Origin of the sequence: Marilutibacter spongiae, from assembly GCF_014145325.1 — a bacterium.
In the GTDB taxonomy this organism is placed as follows: Bacteria; Pseudomonadota; Gammaproteobacteria; order Xanthomonadales; family Xanthomonadaceae; genus Marilutibacter; species Marilutibacter spongiae.
Window position 1 is genome coordinate 1 of the sequence record NZ_JACHTF010000018.1, and the last position, 15,586, is coordinate 15,586.

Sequence of the window (15,586 nt, forward strand, 5' to 3'; positions counted from 1 at the left end):
CGCGGATTCCATGATGGCCCGGACGATCAACGTCCACCCCAAGGCCGAATACACGACTGCAACCGCACCACTTCCCGACGATCGAAGATCAGCTAAGGCAGCCCTGCTTGACGGAGGAGTCCATACACGAATTGTTAGGCCAGCGGCCCGCGCGCAACAAGCTTAAGCGGGTCTTGCACAAGCGACCATACTGGCAGGTAGACGAGCCCGAACGGTGGCGACGCGAGCATGACGCCTGGCTCCTCAACGCCAATAGCAGCGAGTTCCGAGGCTGAGACTGCAACGGCCTCTACGACCGCCGGAGTTCTGCCGCTCTCGTGCAGCACACGGTCGCCTACCAAGATCGGGCTGCCATCTTCGTATGCGAGGCTGCTCATGCCGTGGCCTAACACCAAGTAGACCCCAAAAATGGGGTGATAACGGATTCTCGGTGTTGGGCGAGTGCGGCGTCAACGGCGCAACGCCCGTTGCATCAAAGGGTTAGCGGCAGGTTGCCGCAAGGCGTCCCGGCATGTGTCCTGGATATCAGGCGAATTCGGGGTGATATCGACGGGACGCTCATATTTGGGGTGCTAATTGGAGGCGAATCGCCGCCCTGCCGTGAGGAGGCTCACAGAGGACTCGCTCGCGGGCCGGCGCCGGGCCGGGGTCTCGGGTGCCTGGGGCCCTCGTCTTCACCGCATCGGCCTTCGCAATCCTGCCGACCGTCCCCCTTCAGTGGGCGACGAAGCGGATGGCCTCGCCGCCGCCGGGGGCGAGCTTCAGGGTCAGCGTGTCGGCGCTGGTGACGTCGCGCTCTTCCCGCACGAATGCGGTGGGGTTGTCTCGCCAGTGCGCGCCGTCGCCGTCGCGGTAGCGCTGGGCGGTGTAGCGGCGGCCGGGTTCGAGGAAGGACAGGGGGACCTGGAGGACGCGGCCCTGCTCGTCGGTGACGCTGCCCAGGTACCAGTCCTCGCTCGCGCGGTCCTTGCGGGCGAAGGTGACGAAGTCGCCGACTTCGCCGTCGACCACGCGGGTCTGAGCCCAGTCCGCGGGAACGTCTTCGATGAAGCGCAGGGCGTCGAGGTGCTTCTCGTAGTTTTCCGGCAGGTCGGCGGCCATCTGCACGGGGCTGTAGATCACCACGTACAGCGCGAGCTGCTTGGCCAGGGTGGTCTGGATGGGCTGGCCGCGGCCCTGCAGGCTGAGAATGCCGGGGGTGTAGTCCATGGGGCCGGAGAGCATTCGCGTGAACACCAGGTTGGCTTCGTGTTCCGGCGGGTTGGTGGGCCTGGCCCAGGCGGCGTACTCCATGCCGCGGGCGCCTTCGCGCGACACCCAGTTGGGGTAGGTGCGGCGCAGGCCCGTGTCCTTGATGGGTTCGTGGCTGTTGATCGCGACGCGATGGCGTGCGGCGGCTTCCAGCACGCGCAGGTGGTGGTTCGCGTTCCACTGGCCGTCGTGCCACTCGCGCACGATGTCACCGTTGGCGTCGCGACGTTCGATCTGCCCGGCGTCGCAGACGTAGCCGGTCTTGACCACATCGATGCCCAGGCGCGCGTCGAGTGCGAAGGCGGCCTCCATCTGGTCTTCGTAGTGACTGACCGCGCAGCCGGTTTCGTGGTGGCCGATCAGATGCACGCCCCTGGACGCGGCATAGGCCGACAGCGCCTCGATGTCGAAGTCGGGCGTGGCGCGGGTGAAATCGAAGTCGTACCCGTTGCCGAACCACTGGCCGTCCCAGCCGGGGTTCCAACCCTCGACCAGCACGCCGCGGAAGCCGTGTTCCGCCGCGAAGTCGATATAGCGCTTCGTGTTCGCCGTGGTAGCGCCGTGCTTGCGTCCCGTCGCCCAGCTTTCCTGCTCAAGGTGCAGCGACCACCAGATGCCGACGTACTTGGCCGGCTTGAACCAGCCGACGTCGCCGAGCCGGTTGGGCGCGTTGAGGTTGAGGGTGATGTCCGACGCGGCGTAGAGGGCGGCCGCGCTATCGGCGATCTGCAGCGTCCGCCAGGGCGTGGCGAACGGCAGGGTGCGACGGACTTTCCAGCCCTCCGACGCGGGTGCCAGCTGGGCACGGAAGCGCTGGCCCTCGGCGCGGCGCAGCCACATGCCGGCGTAGTCGACCAGGGCGGCCTCGTGGAAGGCGATGTGCAGGCCGTCGGCGGTGCGTACCGTCATCGGTGTATGCGCCTGGGTGACGGCATCCAGCGGCGTGCGCTGGTAGAGGTACTCGTAGCGGTTCCATTCCCCGGCGGGGATCCACCATGCGGTGGCCGGTGCGTGCACCGCGAACTCGGTCAGTTCGTCGTCGATGGTCGCCCGTGCAAGGCCGGGCTGCTCCGGGAACTCATAGCGGAAGCCGAGGCCGTCGTCGAACACGCGAACGACGATGTCGAAGCGGCGGTGCGGGGCGATCGTCTCGGCGAAGCGCGCGCGCAGTTCCTGGTGGCGGTCGCGGACGAAGCGGTTCTCGCCCCAGGGCTGCTCCCAGGTCGTGTCGGCGCTGGCGGTATCGGTGGACACCAGCGACAGGTTGCGCTCCAGCGTGCCGCCCTCGCGCAGGCGGAAGCCCAGGCGCGAGTCGTCGATCACCGGCTCGCCCAGGCGCAGGACGCGATAGGCCAGGCGCCCCTCGCTGAGGTCCAGCTCGACCCGCAGCACCTTGCCCGGCGAATCGACGTGGGCCACGGTCCCGGCATGCGCGCCGAAGCTGGCGAACAGCGCCGGGAGCAGGAGCAGGGCAAGGCGGGGCAGGCGGAGGCAGGGCATGGCGACTCCCGGGTCGGAAGAAAGTGCGCGAGTGCGCGTGGCAGGCTCAGGACAGGCGGGCGAAGAACACGCCGCGTGGGGGCAGGCGCAGCTCGCCCGCGTCCAGCGTGCCGGCGACCAGGCCGTGGCCGTCGAGCGCGCTGGCCTCCATGTCGTCGGGCAGGCGCCAGTCGACGTCCGAGGCGGAGAGGTTGAAGACCACCAGCAGCGCGTCCGCCCCGTGCTCGCGCACGAAGGCCAGCACCGGCGCGTGGGTGTCGAGGAAGCGGATGCTGCCTTCGACCAGGGCCGGTAGATCTCGGCGCCAGGCCAGGAAACGCCGGCTGAGGTTGAGCACCGAGCCGGGGTCATGTTCCTGGGCCTCGATGCTGCGCGCCCGGTGCGTTTCCGGGATCGGCAGCCAGGGCGAGCCGGTGCTGAAGCCCGCGTTGTGGCCGTCCGTCCACGGCAGCGGCGTGCGGCAGCCGTCGCGCCCCTTGAAGTTGGGCCAGAAGGAGATGCCGTAGGGGTCCTGCAGGGCCTCGTAGGGCACGTCCGCCTCGGCCAGGCCCAGTTCCTCGCCCTGGTACAGGCAGACCGAGCCACGCAGCGAGCACACCAGCGCCACCAGCTGGGCGGCCAGCGCGTCGGAGGCCTGGCCGCCGCCCCAGCGGGTCACCGCGCGTTCGACGTCGTGGTTGGAGATCGCCCAGCACGGCCAGCCATGCGGCATCTTCGCTTCCAGGTTCTCGACGGTGCCGCGGATGTAGTCGACGCTGAAGTCGTCGGTCAGCAGCTCGAAGCTGTACCCCATGTGCAGGCGTTGCCGGCCGACGTACTCGGCCATCGTCGCCAGCGAATCCTCCGACGAGAACTCGCCCAGCGCCGCGACGTCCGGGTAGCGATCCATGAGTGCGCGCAGGGCCTCCATGAAGTCCAGCGTCTCGGGCTGCGTGTTGTTGTAGTAGTGGTACTGGTAGGCGTAGGGATTGTCGGCGCTGAAGCCGCGGCCGACGCGCAGGTGCGCGGGCTTGGCCGGATTGTCGCGCAGCTGGGCGTCGTGGTAGCAGAAGTTGATCGCGTCCAGGCGCAGGCCGTCGACGCCCCGGTCGAGCCAGAACGCCACGTTGTCGAGGGTGGCCTGCCGCACCGCGGGGCAATGGAAGTTCAGGTCCGGCTGCGAGGTCAGGAAGTTGTGCAGGTAGTACTGCTCGCGCCGCGGCTCCCACTGCCAGGCGACGCCGCCGAAGATCGACAGCCAGTTGTTGGGCGGCGTGCCGTCGGCGCGGGCGTCGGCCCAGACGTACCAGTCGGCCTTGTCGTTGTCGCGACTCTGGCGGCTCTCCTGGAACCAGGCGTGCTCGACCGAGGTGTGGCTAAGCACCTGGTCGATCATGACCTTGATCCCGCGCGCATGCGCTTGCGCGAGCAGTCGATCGAAGTCCTCGAGCGTGCCGAACAGCGGGTCGACGTCGCGGTAGTCGGCGATGTCGTAGCCGAAGTCGGCCATCGGCGACTTGAAGAACGGGGAGATCCAGATTGCATCCACGCCCAGGCGCGCGATGTAGTCGATCTTCTCGACGATGCCCGGCAGGTCGCCCACGCCATCGCCATTGGTATCGAGGAAGCTGCGCGGATAGACCTGGTAGATCACCGCGCCGCGCCACCATGAAGCCGTTGTCATTCCCGTCCCCAGGCCATCCATTTTGGGAGGTCACTATTCCATGCCGCGATGCCCGCGGCGCGTGCGATCGGGCCCTGCGGGGCGTGAATACGTTTGCACCGTCCATGTTGCAGTGCGATGCCTGTCTAGCATGCGTCCATGCTTTTGCCGGACGTGGCGAATGCGTCCGCGTGCCTGCCGGGAACGTCGTGCAGACAGGCGGATGCCGCGTTCCCGGCATTCCGCGGGCGGCTTGCCGTCCCGGGGCTCCACCCACCGCTTCATCCGGCGCCGTCCGCGACGCCCACCAAGGACCCTGCATGAACCCAGCTGCATCGCTTCCCGCCACCCCGCCGGCCAAGCCCGCCCTGTCTTTCTGGCAGATCTGGAACATGTGCTTCGGCTTCCTCGGCATCCAGTTCGGGTTCGCCCTGCAGAACGCAAACGCCAGCCGCATCTTCCAGACGCTGGGCGCGTCGATGGACGACATCCCGATGCTCTGGATCGCCGCGCCGCTGACGGGCCTGCTGGTGCAGCCGATCGTGGGCTACCTGTCGGACCGCACCTGGACCGGGCTGGGCCGCCGCCGGCCGTACTTCCTGGTGGGCGCGGTGCTGTCGACGCTGGCGCTGTTCGCCATGTCCAACGCGCCGCTGCTGTGGATGGCGGCGGGCACGCTGTGGATCCTCGATGCGTCGATCAACATCTCGATGGAGCCCTTCCGCGCTTTCGTCGGCGACCAGTTGCCGGTGCGCCAGCGCGCCAGCGGTTACGCGATGCAGAGCTTCTTCATCGGCGTCGGCGCGGTGGTGGCCAGCCTGCTGCCCTTCGTACTCGAGCACCTGGGCGTGGCCAACACCGCCGCCCCCGGCGAGGTGCCGCCCACGGTGCGCTACGCGTTCTACTTCGGCGGTGCGGTGCTGCTGCTGGCGGTGGGCTGGACCGTGGTCAGCACGCGCGAGTACCCGCCCGAACTCAACGCGCGCTGGGACGAAGCGCCGGCGCTGCCGCGGCGCCCGCGCAACGACGTGCTGCTGGGTCGCGTGGGCACGGCCTGCCTGGTGCTCGGCGCGGCGGCGATCGCGGCGATCCTCCACTTCGGCCTGGATCGCGCGCTGACCGTGCTTGGTGGCCTGGTCGCGGCGCTGGGCCTGGCGATGCTGTTGCGCCAGCGCTTGGGCAGCGACAGTGGCTTCGCCCGCATCGTCGATGATCTCTACGACATGCCGGTGACGATGGTGCAGCTGGCGGTGGTGCAGTTCTTTTCCTGGTTCGCGCTGTTCGCGATGTGGATCTACACCACCGGTGCGGTCACCGGGGTGCACTTCGGCAGCAGCGACACCGGCTCGGCGGCCTACAACGCGGGCGCGAACTGGGTCGGCGTGCTGTTCGCGGCCTACAATGGCTTCGCTGCGCTCGCCGCGATCGCGATCCCGGTGATGGTGCGGTTGTGGGGGCTGCGGGTCAGCCACCTGGTGAACCTGGGCCTGGGCGGCCTGGGCCTGCTGTCCTTCCTGTGGATCCGCGACCCGCACTGGCTGCTGTTGTCGATGGTCGGGGTGGGTTTCGCCTGGGCGTCGATCCTGTCGCTGCCCTATGCCTTGTTGTCCGACAGCCTGCCGGCCGCGAAAATGGGTGTGTACATGGGACTGTTCAATTTCTTCATCGTGATCCCGCAGCTCGTCGCGGCCAGCCTGCTGGGCTTCCTGCTGCGGCAGTTCCTCGGCGACGCACCGATCAACGCGCTCGCGGTCGGGGGCGCCAGCCTGCTGGTCGCCGGCCTGTTCACGCTCCGGGTCCGCGTCGCCACCCCGGTCGCGCCGGTGGCGGGGGTGGCCCGATGAGCCGGGCGTCGCGCGCCATGCTTGGCGCCACGGTGGCCGCGGTGCTTGCCGCCTGCGCCCATGCCCCCGATCCCGCACCGTCGCCGCTGCCCGTGCCCAGCCTGCGCCCGGACTACTACGGCACGCTCGAGCCCTTCGCCTCGGATGCGGTGTACTTCGTGATGACCGACCGCTTCGTCAACGGCGACCCGGCCAACGACCAGCGCGGCCAGGGCGGCGGCGATCCGGCGCTGCGGACCTTCGACCGGCCGGTGCCGGGCGACGCCAACGGCGCGAACATCGGCTACCTGGGCGGCGACTTCCGCGGCCTGCTCGACAATGCCGACTACATCGCCGACATGGGCTTCGGCGCGGTCTGGCTGACGCCGATCGTCGACAACCCCGACGAGGCCTTCACCGGCGGCGATCCGATCGGGTCGGAGGCCTTCTTCAAGGACCGCGGCAAGACCGGCTACCACGGCTACTGGGGCGTGGACTTCTTCCGTCTCGACGAGCACCTGCCCAGCGCCGGACTCGACTTCGCTGGCCTGACCGCCGGGCTGCGCCAGCATGGGCTGAAGACCGTGCTCGACATCGTCGGCAACCACGGCTCGCCGTCGTTCACGATGCCGGTCGACCAGCCGAAGTTCGGCGAGATCTACGACGATGGACGCCTCGTTGCCGACCACCAGAACCTGGCTCCGGCGGATCTCGATCCGGCCGGCAATCCGCTGCATCGTTTCTTCCACTCCGAGCCCGACCTGGCTCAGCTGTCCAACAACGACGACAGCAATCCGGATGTACTCGACTACTACTGCCGGGCGTACTCGAAGTGGATCGGCGAAGGCGCGGCCGCGTTTCGCATCGACACCATCCGGCACATGCCGCCGGCCTTCTGGCAGCGCTTCAGCGACTGCATCCGCGACACGCACCCGGGCTTCTTCATGTTCGGCGAGGCTTTCGACCACGACGCCGACAAGATCGCGCCGTTCACCTGGCCGGGCGGCGGCGAGGTGAGCGTGCTGGATTTCCCGCTCAAGGAGCGCATCGACGCGGTGTTCGGCCGGCAGCGCCAGGGCTACGAGACGATCGCCGAGCGGCTCTACCTGACCGACGGGCCGTACGCGAACCCCTACGAACTGATGACCTTCTACGACAACCACGACATGCCGCGGATGGACGCCAGCGACGAGGGCTTCATCGACGCGCACAATTTCCTGTTCACCGCGCGCGGCATCCCGGTGATCTACCAGGGCTCGGAGATCGGTTTCATGCGTGGGGCCGCCGAGCACGCGGGCAACCGCAACTACCTGGGCCAGGCGCGCATCGACGCCGCGCCCGGCAACCCGATCCACGATGCGCTGCGCCGGATCGCCCGGGTCCGCGAAGCGACCCCGGCGCTGCAGCGCGGCCTGCAGCTCGACGTCGCGATGCAGGGCGAGCGGGCGGTGTTCTATCGCGTGTTGCAGGAGGGGCGTTTCGCCCAGCTCGCGCTGGTGATGCTCAACAAGGGCGATGCCCCCGTCGACGTCGAGGTCTCGCGCTGGTTGCAGCCGGGTGCGTGGCGCGCGGCATTGTCCGGCCGCACGCAGGACGTCGGGGCAGGCGGTGTGTTGCGCGACACGGTGCCCGCGCATGGGGTCGAGGTCTGGGTGCTCGATGCACCGGTGCGCCGTGACGACCTGCGCGAGGCGCTCGACCAGGCAATGGCCCACCGCCTGGGCGGACCCGCGAACTGAGCCCGTCCCCGGGCCGGCGCGGCCCGCTCCCCTCAGCCCGCCCCGCTGGAGCGCCTGACCACCAGCGACGCGGGCAGGGTGGTGCTCTGGACCGGACGATTGCCGATCTGCGCCAGCAGCGATTCCACCAGCAGGGCGCCGGCACGCGAGGTGTCCTGGTAGACCGTGGTCAGCGCCGGCTGTGCGAAGCGCGCCATGGGGATGTCGTCGAAGCCGGCCACCGCGATGTCCTCCGGCACGCGATGGCCGGCCTCGGTCAATGCGCGCATCGCACCGATGGCGATCAGGTCGCTGGCGGCGAATACCGCGTCGAACGGCTCCTGCCGCGCCATCAGGCTGCGCGCGGCCTCGTAGCCGGCTTCCTCCGAGCTCACCGCGTCGACCTGCAGCGCCGGCTCCATGCGCAGCCCTTGCGCCTGAAGCGCAGCGTCGCAGCCGCGATAGCGGTCGAAGAACTCGGGGTAGTGGCTGGAGGCATCGCCGAGGAAGGCGATGCGCCTGCGTCCCAGCCCCGCCAGGTGTTCGCCGACCAGGCGGCCGCCGTGGTGATTGTCGCAGCCGATCGAGATGCCCGGCTGGCCGGGCAGCACCGCGCCCCAGCGCACGAAATGCGTGCCCTGCTCGACCAGGCTGTCGAGCTTGCCGCGGTAGGCCAGGTAGTCGCCATAGCCGAGCAGGATCAGGCCGTCGGCCTTCATGCTGTCCTCGTAGTCGGCGTGCCAGTCGTCGGAGAGCTGCTGGAACGAGACCAGCAGGTCGTGCCCGTGGCGCGCGCAGGCGCGCGTGATCGAGCCCAGCATCGACAGGAAGAACGGGTTGATGTGCGAGTCGTCCGGGGTCGGATCCTCGAACAGCAACAGCGCGAGCGTGCCCGAGCGTTGCGTGCGCAGGCTGGAGGCGTGGCGGTCGACCTTGTAGTTCAGTTCGCGTACCGCTTCTTCCACCCGCTTGCGGGTCTCGACATTGACCAGAGGACTACCGCACAGCACCCGCGAGACGGTGGCCTGGGACACGCCCGCGCGCTCCGCGATGTCGAGGGAGGTCACCTTGGATTTACGGGCCATCGAGGGCGGGTTCCTGCCTGTTTGCCGACTGCGGGAGTGTAACCGGCGCGGCCCGCCGCGACGCATCGTGGTGGTGCGGCCGCCGTCCCGTGCGCACCAAAACGGTGCGGTCTGTGGTTCCTGGGGAAACTACATCGATGAAAATCAATGATTTGCCGACGTCATCGGCTTGGCACGCCCCTTGCGATAGCTTGGGTATCCACCCCAATTGGAAGGCCGTAATCCCATGTCGCTCGAGAATGTCGAAAAGCTTGTCCGTGACCACAAGGTCGAATTCGTCGACCTGCGCTTCGCCGACATGCGTGGCGTGCAGCACCATGTCACCTACCCGAAGTCCATCGTCGACGCATCGCTGTTCGAGGACGGCAAGATGTTCGACGGCTCCTCGATCAGCGGATGGAAGGGCATCAACGAGTCCGACATGGTGCTGCTGCCCGACGCGAGCACGGCCTACCTGGACCCGTTCACCGCCGATCCGACCCTGGTGTTGACCTGCGACATCCTCGATCCGGCCACCATGCAGTCGTACTCGCGCGATCCGCGCGGCGTCGCCAAGCGCGCCGAGGCCTACCTCAAGGCCAGCGGCATCGCCGAGCAGGCCTTCTTCGGCCCGGAGCCGGAGTTCTTCATCTTCGACTCGGTGCGCTACGCCAACGAGATGGGCAACACCTTCTTCCACGTCGATTCCGAGGAAGCGCACTGGAACTCCGCCAAGGAGTACGAAGGCGGCAACAGCGGCTACCGTCCCGGCATCAAGGGCGGTTACTTCCCGGTCGCGCCGGTCGATTCGCTGCACGACATCCGCGCCGAGATGTGCAAGATCCTCGAGGAAGTCGGCATCGAGGTCGAGGTCCACCACCACGAGGTCGCCAACGCCGGCCAGTGCGAGATCGGCACCAAGTTCAACTCGCTGGTCAAGAAGGCCGACGAGCTGCTGATGATGAAGTACATCATCAAGAACGTCGCCTTCCGCAACGGCAAGACCGCGACCTTCATGCCCAAGCCGATCGTCGGCGACAACGGCAGCGGCATGCACGTCCACCAGTCGCTGGCCAAGGGCGGCAACAACCTCTTCAGCGGCGACGGCTACGGCGGCCTGAGCCAGATGGCGCTGTGGTACATCGGCGGCGTGTTCAAGCACGCGCGCGCGATCAACGCCTTCACCAACGCCACCACCAACAGCTACAAGCGCCTGGTCCCGGGCTTCGAGGCGCCGGTGATGCTGGCCTACTCGGCCCGCAACCGCTCGGCCAGCTGCCGCATCCCGTACGTGTCCAACCCGAAGGCGCGCCGCATCGAGTTCCGCTTCCCGGATCCGATGCAGTCGGGCTACCTGACCTTCGCCGCCCTGATGATGGCCGGCCTGGACGGCATCAAGAACCAGATCGATCCGGGCGCGCCCAGCGACAAGGATCTCTACGACCTGCCGCCGGAGGAGGAGAAGAACATCCCCACCGTCTGCCACAGCCTCGACCAGGCGCTGGAGGCGCTGGACAAGGACCGCGAGTTCCTCAAGGCCGGCGGCGTGTTCACCGACGACTTCATCGATGGCTACATCGCGCTGAAGATGCAGGAGGTCACGAAGTTCCGCGCCGCGACCCACCCGCTCGAGTACCAGCTCTACTACGCCAACTGATCGAACCCCGCACGGCCGCATCGAAAGATGCGGCCGTGCTGCTTCAAGGGGCGCCACGGACCGGGCGACGATCCGGCCGCGGCGCCCGTTCCGGCGGGACGACCGCCCTGCAACGACAGGAGGACTTCGAACGACGGGCCCTGCCCGCCGCGGGCCACTGCGGCCCGGAAAAAGCGCACGGCGCGAAGATCGCCGGCGCCGCCAGAGCACGAACCAATGACACCGGGAGGGGCCACCGCTTATGAGGAGCCTGCGTCATGTCGTCTCACACCAAGAGCGTTGCAAGCAAGTTCGCGACCAGGGGAATGCCATCGGTCCTGCTGATGGCGATGTTCGCCGCCATGGGGATGGCGCGCGCGGAGGCCGGGGAGGTCTCCGGGTCGATCACGCTGACCAGTGACTACCTGTTCCGCGGCATCACCCAGACCAACGAAGAACCGGCCCTGCAGGGCGGCATCGAATACGCCGCCGACAGCGGCTTCTACGCCGGCGCATGGGGCAGCAGCATCAGCTGGCTGTCGGATTCCGATCCCGACATCTCCAGCCAGGTCGAGCTCGACGGCTACCTCGGCTACCGGGGCGACTTCGGCGACAGCGGCGTCGGCTACGACGTCGGCGCGATCTACTACTGGTACCCCGGCGACTATCCGTCCGGCTTCAACAGCGCCGACACCACCGAGGTCTACTTCGGCGTGGGCTGGTCGTTCCTGTCCGCGAAGTACTCCTATGCGGTCACCGACCTGTTCGGCATCCCCGACTCCGACGGCAGCAGCGCGTTCGACCTGGGCGCGAGCTGGCAAGTCGCGCCCGGCTGGTCGCTCGACGCCGCCGTGGGCAAGCAGTGGGTGGAGAACGTCGATGGCGGCGACTACGCCTACTGGAAGGTCGGCGCGGGCAAGAGCTTCGACAACGGCTTCGACATCGCCGTCGCCTACAACGACAACGACCTGATCGGCCCGGACGAAACCTGGACCTTCGCCGTCACCAAGTCGTTCTGACCCACGTTTCGACAGACCGCAACAACGTTACGGAGCATGTGCATGAAACTGATCACCGCCATCATCCGGCCATTCAAGCTCGACGAGGTGCGCGAAGCGCTTACCGAAGTCGGCGTGTCCGGCATCACCGTCACCGAGGTCAAGGGCTTCGGTCGGCAGAAGGGCCACACCGAGCTCTACCGGGGGGCCGAGTACGTCGTCGACTTCCTGCCCAAGCTCAAGGTCGAGTGCGCCGTGCCCGACACCATGCTCGACGCCGCCCTGGAGGCCGTCCAGGCCGGTGCGAGGACCGGCAAGGTGGGCGACGGCAAGGTGTTCGTCAGCCACCTCGAGGCCACGATCCGAATCCGCACGGGGGAGCTTGACGATGACGCGCTTTGACACCGACACCACGAGGTCCGAGATGAACGCCCTGAACCCGCTGCCGCGTCGGGGGACGCCGGCACCCCCGGTCCGACCGTGGACCCGCGTGGCCGCGGCCACGCTCCCGCTTGCCCTGCTCGCCCTGGCCGGCGGCGCGCATGCCCAGGAGGTCGACCTGGCCCAGGCCGCCGACGTCGCGGGTGCGACGGCCGAGGCGGTCGCGCCGATCGTCGACAAGGGCGACGTGGCCTGGCTGATGACCTCCACCCTGCTGGTGCTGCTGATGACCGTGCCCGGCCTGGCCCTGTTCTACGGTGGCCTGGTGCGCGCCAAGAACGTGTTGTCGGTGCTGATGCAGGTGCTGGCGGTGTTCTCGGTGATCGTGCTGCTGTGGGCGATCTACGGCTACTCGCTTGCGTTCGGCGGTGAAGGCACCTTCATCGCCGGCTTCGACAAGCTGTTCCTGGCCGGGGTCACGCCGGACTCGCTCGCCGACACCTTCACCGACAACGTGAAGCTGCCCGAGTACGCCTTCATCGCCTTCCAGGCGACGTTCGCGGGCATCACCGCGGCGCTGATCGTCGGTGCCTTCGCCGAACGCATCCTGTTCCGCGCCGTGCTGGTGTTCTCAGTGCTGTGGTTCACCTTCGCCTACCTGCCGATCGCGCACATGGTCTGGGGCGCAGGCGGCTACCTGCTCGACAAGGGCGCACTGGACTTCGCCGGCGGTACCGTCGTGCACATCAACGCCGGCGTCGCCGGCCTGGTGGGTGCCTGGCTGGTCGGCAAGCGCACCGGCTACGGGCGCGAGGCGATCAAGCCGCACAGCCTGACCTTCTGCATGGTCGGTGCCTCGCTGCTGTGGGTGGGCTGGTTCGGCTTCAACGCCGGCTCCAACCTCGAGGCGACCTCGGGCGCGACGCTGGCCTTCCTCAACACCCTGCTGGCCCCGGCCGCGGCGGCCCTGGCCTGGAGTGGCGTGGAGGCGGTCCTGAAGGGCAAGCCGTCCGTGCTCGGCGCTGCGTCGGGCGTGGTGGCCGGGCTGGTCGCGATCACCCCGGCCTGTGGCTCGGTCGGCCCGATGGGCGCGATCGTCATCGGCCTGCTCGCCGGTTCGATCTGCGTGTGGGGCGTGACCGGCCTCAAGCGGCTGCTCAATGCCGACGACTCCCTGGACGTCTTCGGCGTCCACGGTCTGGGCGGCATCATCGGCGCGATCCTCACCGGCGTGTTCACCGCGCCTTCGTTGGGCGGCACCGGCGGCGATGACTTCTCGATCGGGTCGCAAGTGGGCGTGCAGGCGCTCAGCGTCGTCATCACCATCGTCTGGTCGGCGCTGGTCTCGGTGGTCGCCTTCATGCTGGTCAAGGTCACGATCGGCCTGCGCGTGCCGGAGGAGGCCGAGCGCGAGGGCCTGGACATCACCTCGCACGGCGAGTCGGCCTACGAGGGCTGATACAGGGGACGGGCCGGGGATATTGTCCGGCCCGAGGGCGATCCGGGCGGCGCGAGTCGCCGCCCGGATCGGTCCCGGCCGCGGCGGCCATCACGTGCCGATGATCCGTTGCGTGCGATAAGCACGCCAGAGGACCGAACGCCATGCACATGCCCCTGCCAGACGCGCGACAACACGAGGCCGGGATCGGACGCCGACGCTCCATGCATCGGCGCCAGATGTGGCAGCGGATGCGCTGGTTGCTCTCTTGGCTGGCCTTCGCGACCTATGCCGCCCTGGCCGGGGCCCTGCAGTAGTCCCGCTGCGCCGCGCCGCGCGGCCGACTAGGCGCCCACGGCGTCTTCGAGCAGGCGGGCGAAACGATCGGCGAACCGGCCCGCGTCGCAGCTGCCCGCGTCGCGCAGGCGGTCCCGCAGGCCCCGACGCCATGCGATGCGTGCTTGCCCGTCGTCGGCGAGGTGGCACGCGCGATTCACGAAGTCGTCCTCGGTTTCCGCCACCCAGTCCGACAGCCCTGCCGCGGCGAGGATCGACAGCCCGCTGCGCGCGGCCATGCGCTGGCCCGGCAGCGTCAGCACCGGGACACCCTGCCACAGCGCCTGGAGGGTGGTCGTCCCACCGTTGAACGGAAGCGGGTCGAGGGCGATGTCCACGTCCGCGTACTGCGCCAGGAACGCCGGCAGGCTCGAGGTCACCGGCGGTCGGAGTTCGAGCCTGCCCCCCGGCAGGCCGGCTTCGGCGAAGCGTGCCTGGATCCGTTCGCGCGTCGCCGGGTCGGCCAGGCCAAGCGCGCACAGCACCAGGCGCGCGCCCGGAACGGCCAGGACCGTGCGGGTCCACAGGGCGATGGTACGGGTCGAGAGCTTGGCGAGGTGGTTGAAGCTGCCGAAGACCCGCTCGCCACGTGCTGCGCGCGCGGCCACCGCCGGCGCGTCCGCCGAAGGCGAGTAGCACAGGAAGCTGCCCGGCAGGCGCAGCGGACGGCGCGCCGAGCGGGTGGCGGGCGGCAGGTTGAAGGCATCGCCGATGATCCCGTCGCAGGTCTCGAAACCGGTGTCGAAGAGGTAGCCCAGGTAGCCGAACTGCCGGGGCACGCAGCGCGATGCCAGCACCTGCGGACGGCTGCCATGCGTGTGCCCGGCCAGGTCGACCAGCACGTCGATGCGATCCTCGCGCAGGCGCTGGATGACTCGCATGTCGTGTTCGCCGCGGATGTCGCGCCAATCGTTGCAGCGCGCCCGCAGTCGCGCGCTCGCGGCGTCGGGCACGCCGTCGCTGTAGCAGAACGGGCGGATGCGTTCCCGGTCCCAGGCGGCCAGCAGGGGTTCGACGAACTGCCCGACGGGGTGGCGCCGCAGGTCGGGCGACAGCAGTGCCACCCTCAGCGGGCGGGTGCCGGGTGCGTCGCCGCCCCGGGGTGGGGGCGGGAGCCGCAGTGGCGGTATCGCAGCCGCCAGTTCGCGATGTCGAGCAAGCACGGTCGCAGCATCGGGCCGGGCAGCCCCTGCGGGAGTGTCCGGCGCGGGCTCATCGAGGTAAAGCAAGGTCGAGCAGGCCATCTGCACGGCCTGCAACGAACCGCCGGTGCCTGCGGCGTGGCGCGCATCGCGTTCGGCGGCCTCCGCCTCGCCGGCGAACTGCAGCGCGTCGGCGCGGGCCAGCCGGGTGCCCCAGTCGTCGGGACGCCGGGCCAGGCAGGCACTGGCCACTTCGATGGCTTCCCCGACCTGCAGCCGCTCGCGCAGGGCCTCGGTCAGCAGGGCGGTGGCCAGCGGCTCCCCGGGGTCGAGCGCGACCGCGCGGCGCGCGGCGCCCTCGAGTGCATCGGGGTCGCCGGCGATCTTGGCTGCCGCCGCGCGCAGCGCATGCAGCTCCGCATCATCGGGCGATGCGGCCAAGGCGGCCTGCAGCGTGCGCGAGGCGAGGGCGGTGTCCTGCTGGTGCAGGGCCAGTCGCGCCAACAGGCGAAGCGATTGCGGTCGCGATGCCGATGCGTCCAGCGCGGGCACGAGATGGCGGATGGCGGCCCCCACGTCGCCGCGGCGGAGCAGGTGGTGGGCCTGGGCGACGGCGTCATGGTCCATGGGGAGAGTCTATCGTCCCGGCCGTGCACT

The 15,586-nt window shown here is 68.9% G+C and carries 11 protein-coding genes; 7 read left to right on the plus strand and 4 right to left on the minus strand.

Annotated features, from left to right (window positions below):
• Positions 1–714 precede the first annotated feature (714 nt).
• Entirely contained in the window at positions 715–2,751 is a 2,037-nt protein-coding gene (locus H4F98_RS14170; protein WP_182688492.1) for a glycoside hydrolase family 97 protein, read from the minus strand.
• A 46-nt stretch (positions 2,752–2,797) separates the two neighbouring features.
• Complete coding sequence (locus H4F98_RS14175; RefSeq protein WP_182688493.1) at positions 2,798–4,414, minus strand: alpha-glucosidase family protein; 1,617 nt, start codon at positions 4,412–4,414, stop codon at positions 2,798–2,800.
• 299 nt (positions 4,415–4,713) lie between these two features.
• Between H4F98_RS14175 and H4F98_RS14180 the strand changes: the two genes are divergently transcribed.
• Together H4F98_RS14180 and H4F98_RS14185 are read left to right on the plus strand one after the other, a co-directional pair.
• Entirely contained in the window at positions 4,714–6,237 is a 1,524-nt protein-coding gene (locus tag H4F98_RS14180; RefSeq protein ID WP_182688494.1) for an MFS transporter, read from the plus strand.
• Positions 6,234–7,955, plus strand: coding sequence for an alpha-amylase family glycosyl hydrolase (locus H4F98_RS14185; RefSeq protein WP_182688495.1), 1,722 nt, complete (start codon positions 6,234–6,236; stop codon positions 7,953–7,955). The genes H4F98_RS14180 and H4F98_RS14185 overlap by 4 nt, the downstream gene beginning before the upstream one ends.
• Before the next feature lie 32 nt (positions 7,956–7,987).
• Here H4F98_RS14185 and H4F98_RS14190 read toward each other — a convergent pair whose 3' ends face one another.
• Positions 7,988–9,019: a LacI family DNA-binding transcriptional regulator gene (locus tag H4F98_RS14190; RefSeq protein WP_182688496.1), complete on the minus strand. Its 1,032-nt coding sequence runs from the start codon at positions 9,017–9,019 to the stop codon at positions 7,988–7,990.
• Positions 9,020–9,245: 226 nt separating this feature from the next.
• On the opposite strand from H4F98_RS14190, the gene glnA reads away from it, so the two are divergent.
• The 5 genes from glnA (at position 9,246) to H4F98_RS14215 (ending at position 13,768) form a co-directional block, all read left to right on the plus strand.
• Entirely contained in the window at positions 9,246–10,655 is a 1,410-nt protein-coding gene (glnA, locus tag H4F98_RS14195) for a type I glutamate--ammonia ligase (RefSeq protein WP_182688497.1), read from the plus strand.
• Positions 10,656–10,912: 257 nt separating this feature from the next.
• Positions 10,913–11,653 carry a TorF family putative porin gene (locus H4F98_RS14200; RefSeq protein ID WP_182688498.1) on the plus strand — a complete coding sequence of 247 codons (741 nt, stop codon included), beginning with the start codon at positions 10,913–10,915 and terminating at the stop codon, positions 11,651–11,653.
• A 42-nt stretch (positions 11,654–11,695) separates the two neighbouring features.
• Positions 11,696–12,034, plus strand: a complete 339-nt coding sequence (locus H4F98_RS14205; RefSeq protein WP_182688499.1) for a P-II family nitrogen regulator — start codon at positions 11,696–11,698, stop codon at positions 12,032–12,034.
• A 22-nt stretch (positions 12,035–12,056) separates the two neighbouring features.
• Complete coding sequence (locus H4F98_RS14210) at positions 12,057–13,472, plus strand: ammonium transporter (RefSeq protein WP_182688500.1); 1,416 nt, start codon at positions 12,057–12,059, stop codon at positions 13,470–13,472.
• A 143-nt stretch (positions 13,473–13,615) separates the two neighbouring features.
• On the plus strand, positions 13,616–13,768 hold the full coding sequence (locus H4F98_RS14215; protein WP_182688501.1) for a hypothetical protein: 153 nt from the start codon (positions 13,616–13,618) through the stop codon (positions 13,766–13,768).
• Between the two features lie 27 nt (positions 13,769–13,795).
• On the opposite strand, the gene H4F98_RS14220 is transcribed toward H4F98_RS14215, so the two are convergent.
• A complete protein-coding gene (locus H4F98_RS14220) occupies positions 13,796–15,556 on the minus strand; it encodes an O-linked N-acetylglucosamine transferase, SPINDLY family protein (RefSeq protein ID WP_182688502.1) in 1,761 nt (586 codons plus the stop codon).
• Positions 15,557–15,586 lie beyond the last annotated feature (30 nt).

What these genes read in the sequence shown, in the direction of transcription:
- H4F98_RS14215 (WP_182688501.1), top strand. Translation starts at nt 13,616, where the DNA reads ATGCACATGCCCCTGCCAGACGCGCGACAACACGAGGCCGGGATCGGA.
- H4F98_RS14170 (WP_182688492.1), bottom strand. Translation starts at nt 2,751, where the DNA reads ATGCCCTGCCTCCGCCTGCCCCGCCTTGCCCTGCTCCTGCTCCCGGCG.
- H4F98_RS14200 (WP_182688498.1), top strand. Translation starts at nt 10,913, where the DNA reads ATGTCGTCTCACACCAAGAGCGTTGCAAGCAAGTTCGCGACCAGGGGA.
- H4F98_RS14220 (WP_182688502.1), bottom strand. Translation starts at nt 15,556, where the DNA reads ATGGACCATGACGCCGTCGCCCAGGCCCACCACCTGCTCCGCCGCGGC.
- H4F98_RS14180 (WP_182688494.1), top strand. Translation starts at nt 4,714, where the DNA reads ATGAACCCAGCTGCATCGCTTCCCGCCACCCCGCCGGCCAAGCCCGCC.
- H4F98_RS14190 (WP_182688496.1), bottom strand. Translation starts at nt 9,019, where the DNA reads ATGGCCCGTAAATCCAAGGTGACCTCCCTCGACATCGCGGAGCGCGCG.
- H4F98_RS14205 (WP_182688499.1), top strand. Translation starts at nt 11,696, where the DNA reads ATGAAACTGATCACCGCCATCATCCGGCCATTCAAGCTCGACGAGGTG.
- H4F98_RS14210 (WP_182688500.1), top strand. Translation starts at nt 12,057, where the DNA reads ATGAACGCCCTGAACCCGCTGCCGCGTCGGGGGACGCCGGCACCCCCG.
- glnA (WP_182688497.1), top strand. Translation starts at nt 9,246, where the DNA reads ATGTCGCTCGAGAATGTCGAAAAGCTTGTCCGTGACCACAAGGTCGAA.
- H4F98_RS14175 (WP_182688493.1), bottom strand. Translation starts at nt 4,414, where the DNA reads ATGACAACGGCTTCATGGTGGCGCGGCGCGGTGATCTACCAGGTCTAT.
- H4F98_RS14185 (WP_182688495.1), top strand. Translation starts at nt 6,234, where the DNA reads ATGAGCCGGGCGTCGCGCGCCATGCTTGGCGCCACGGTGGCCGCGGTG.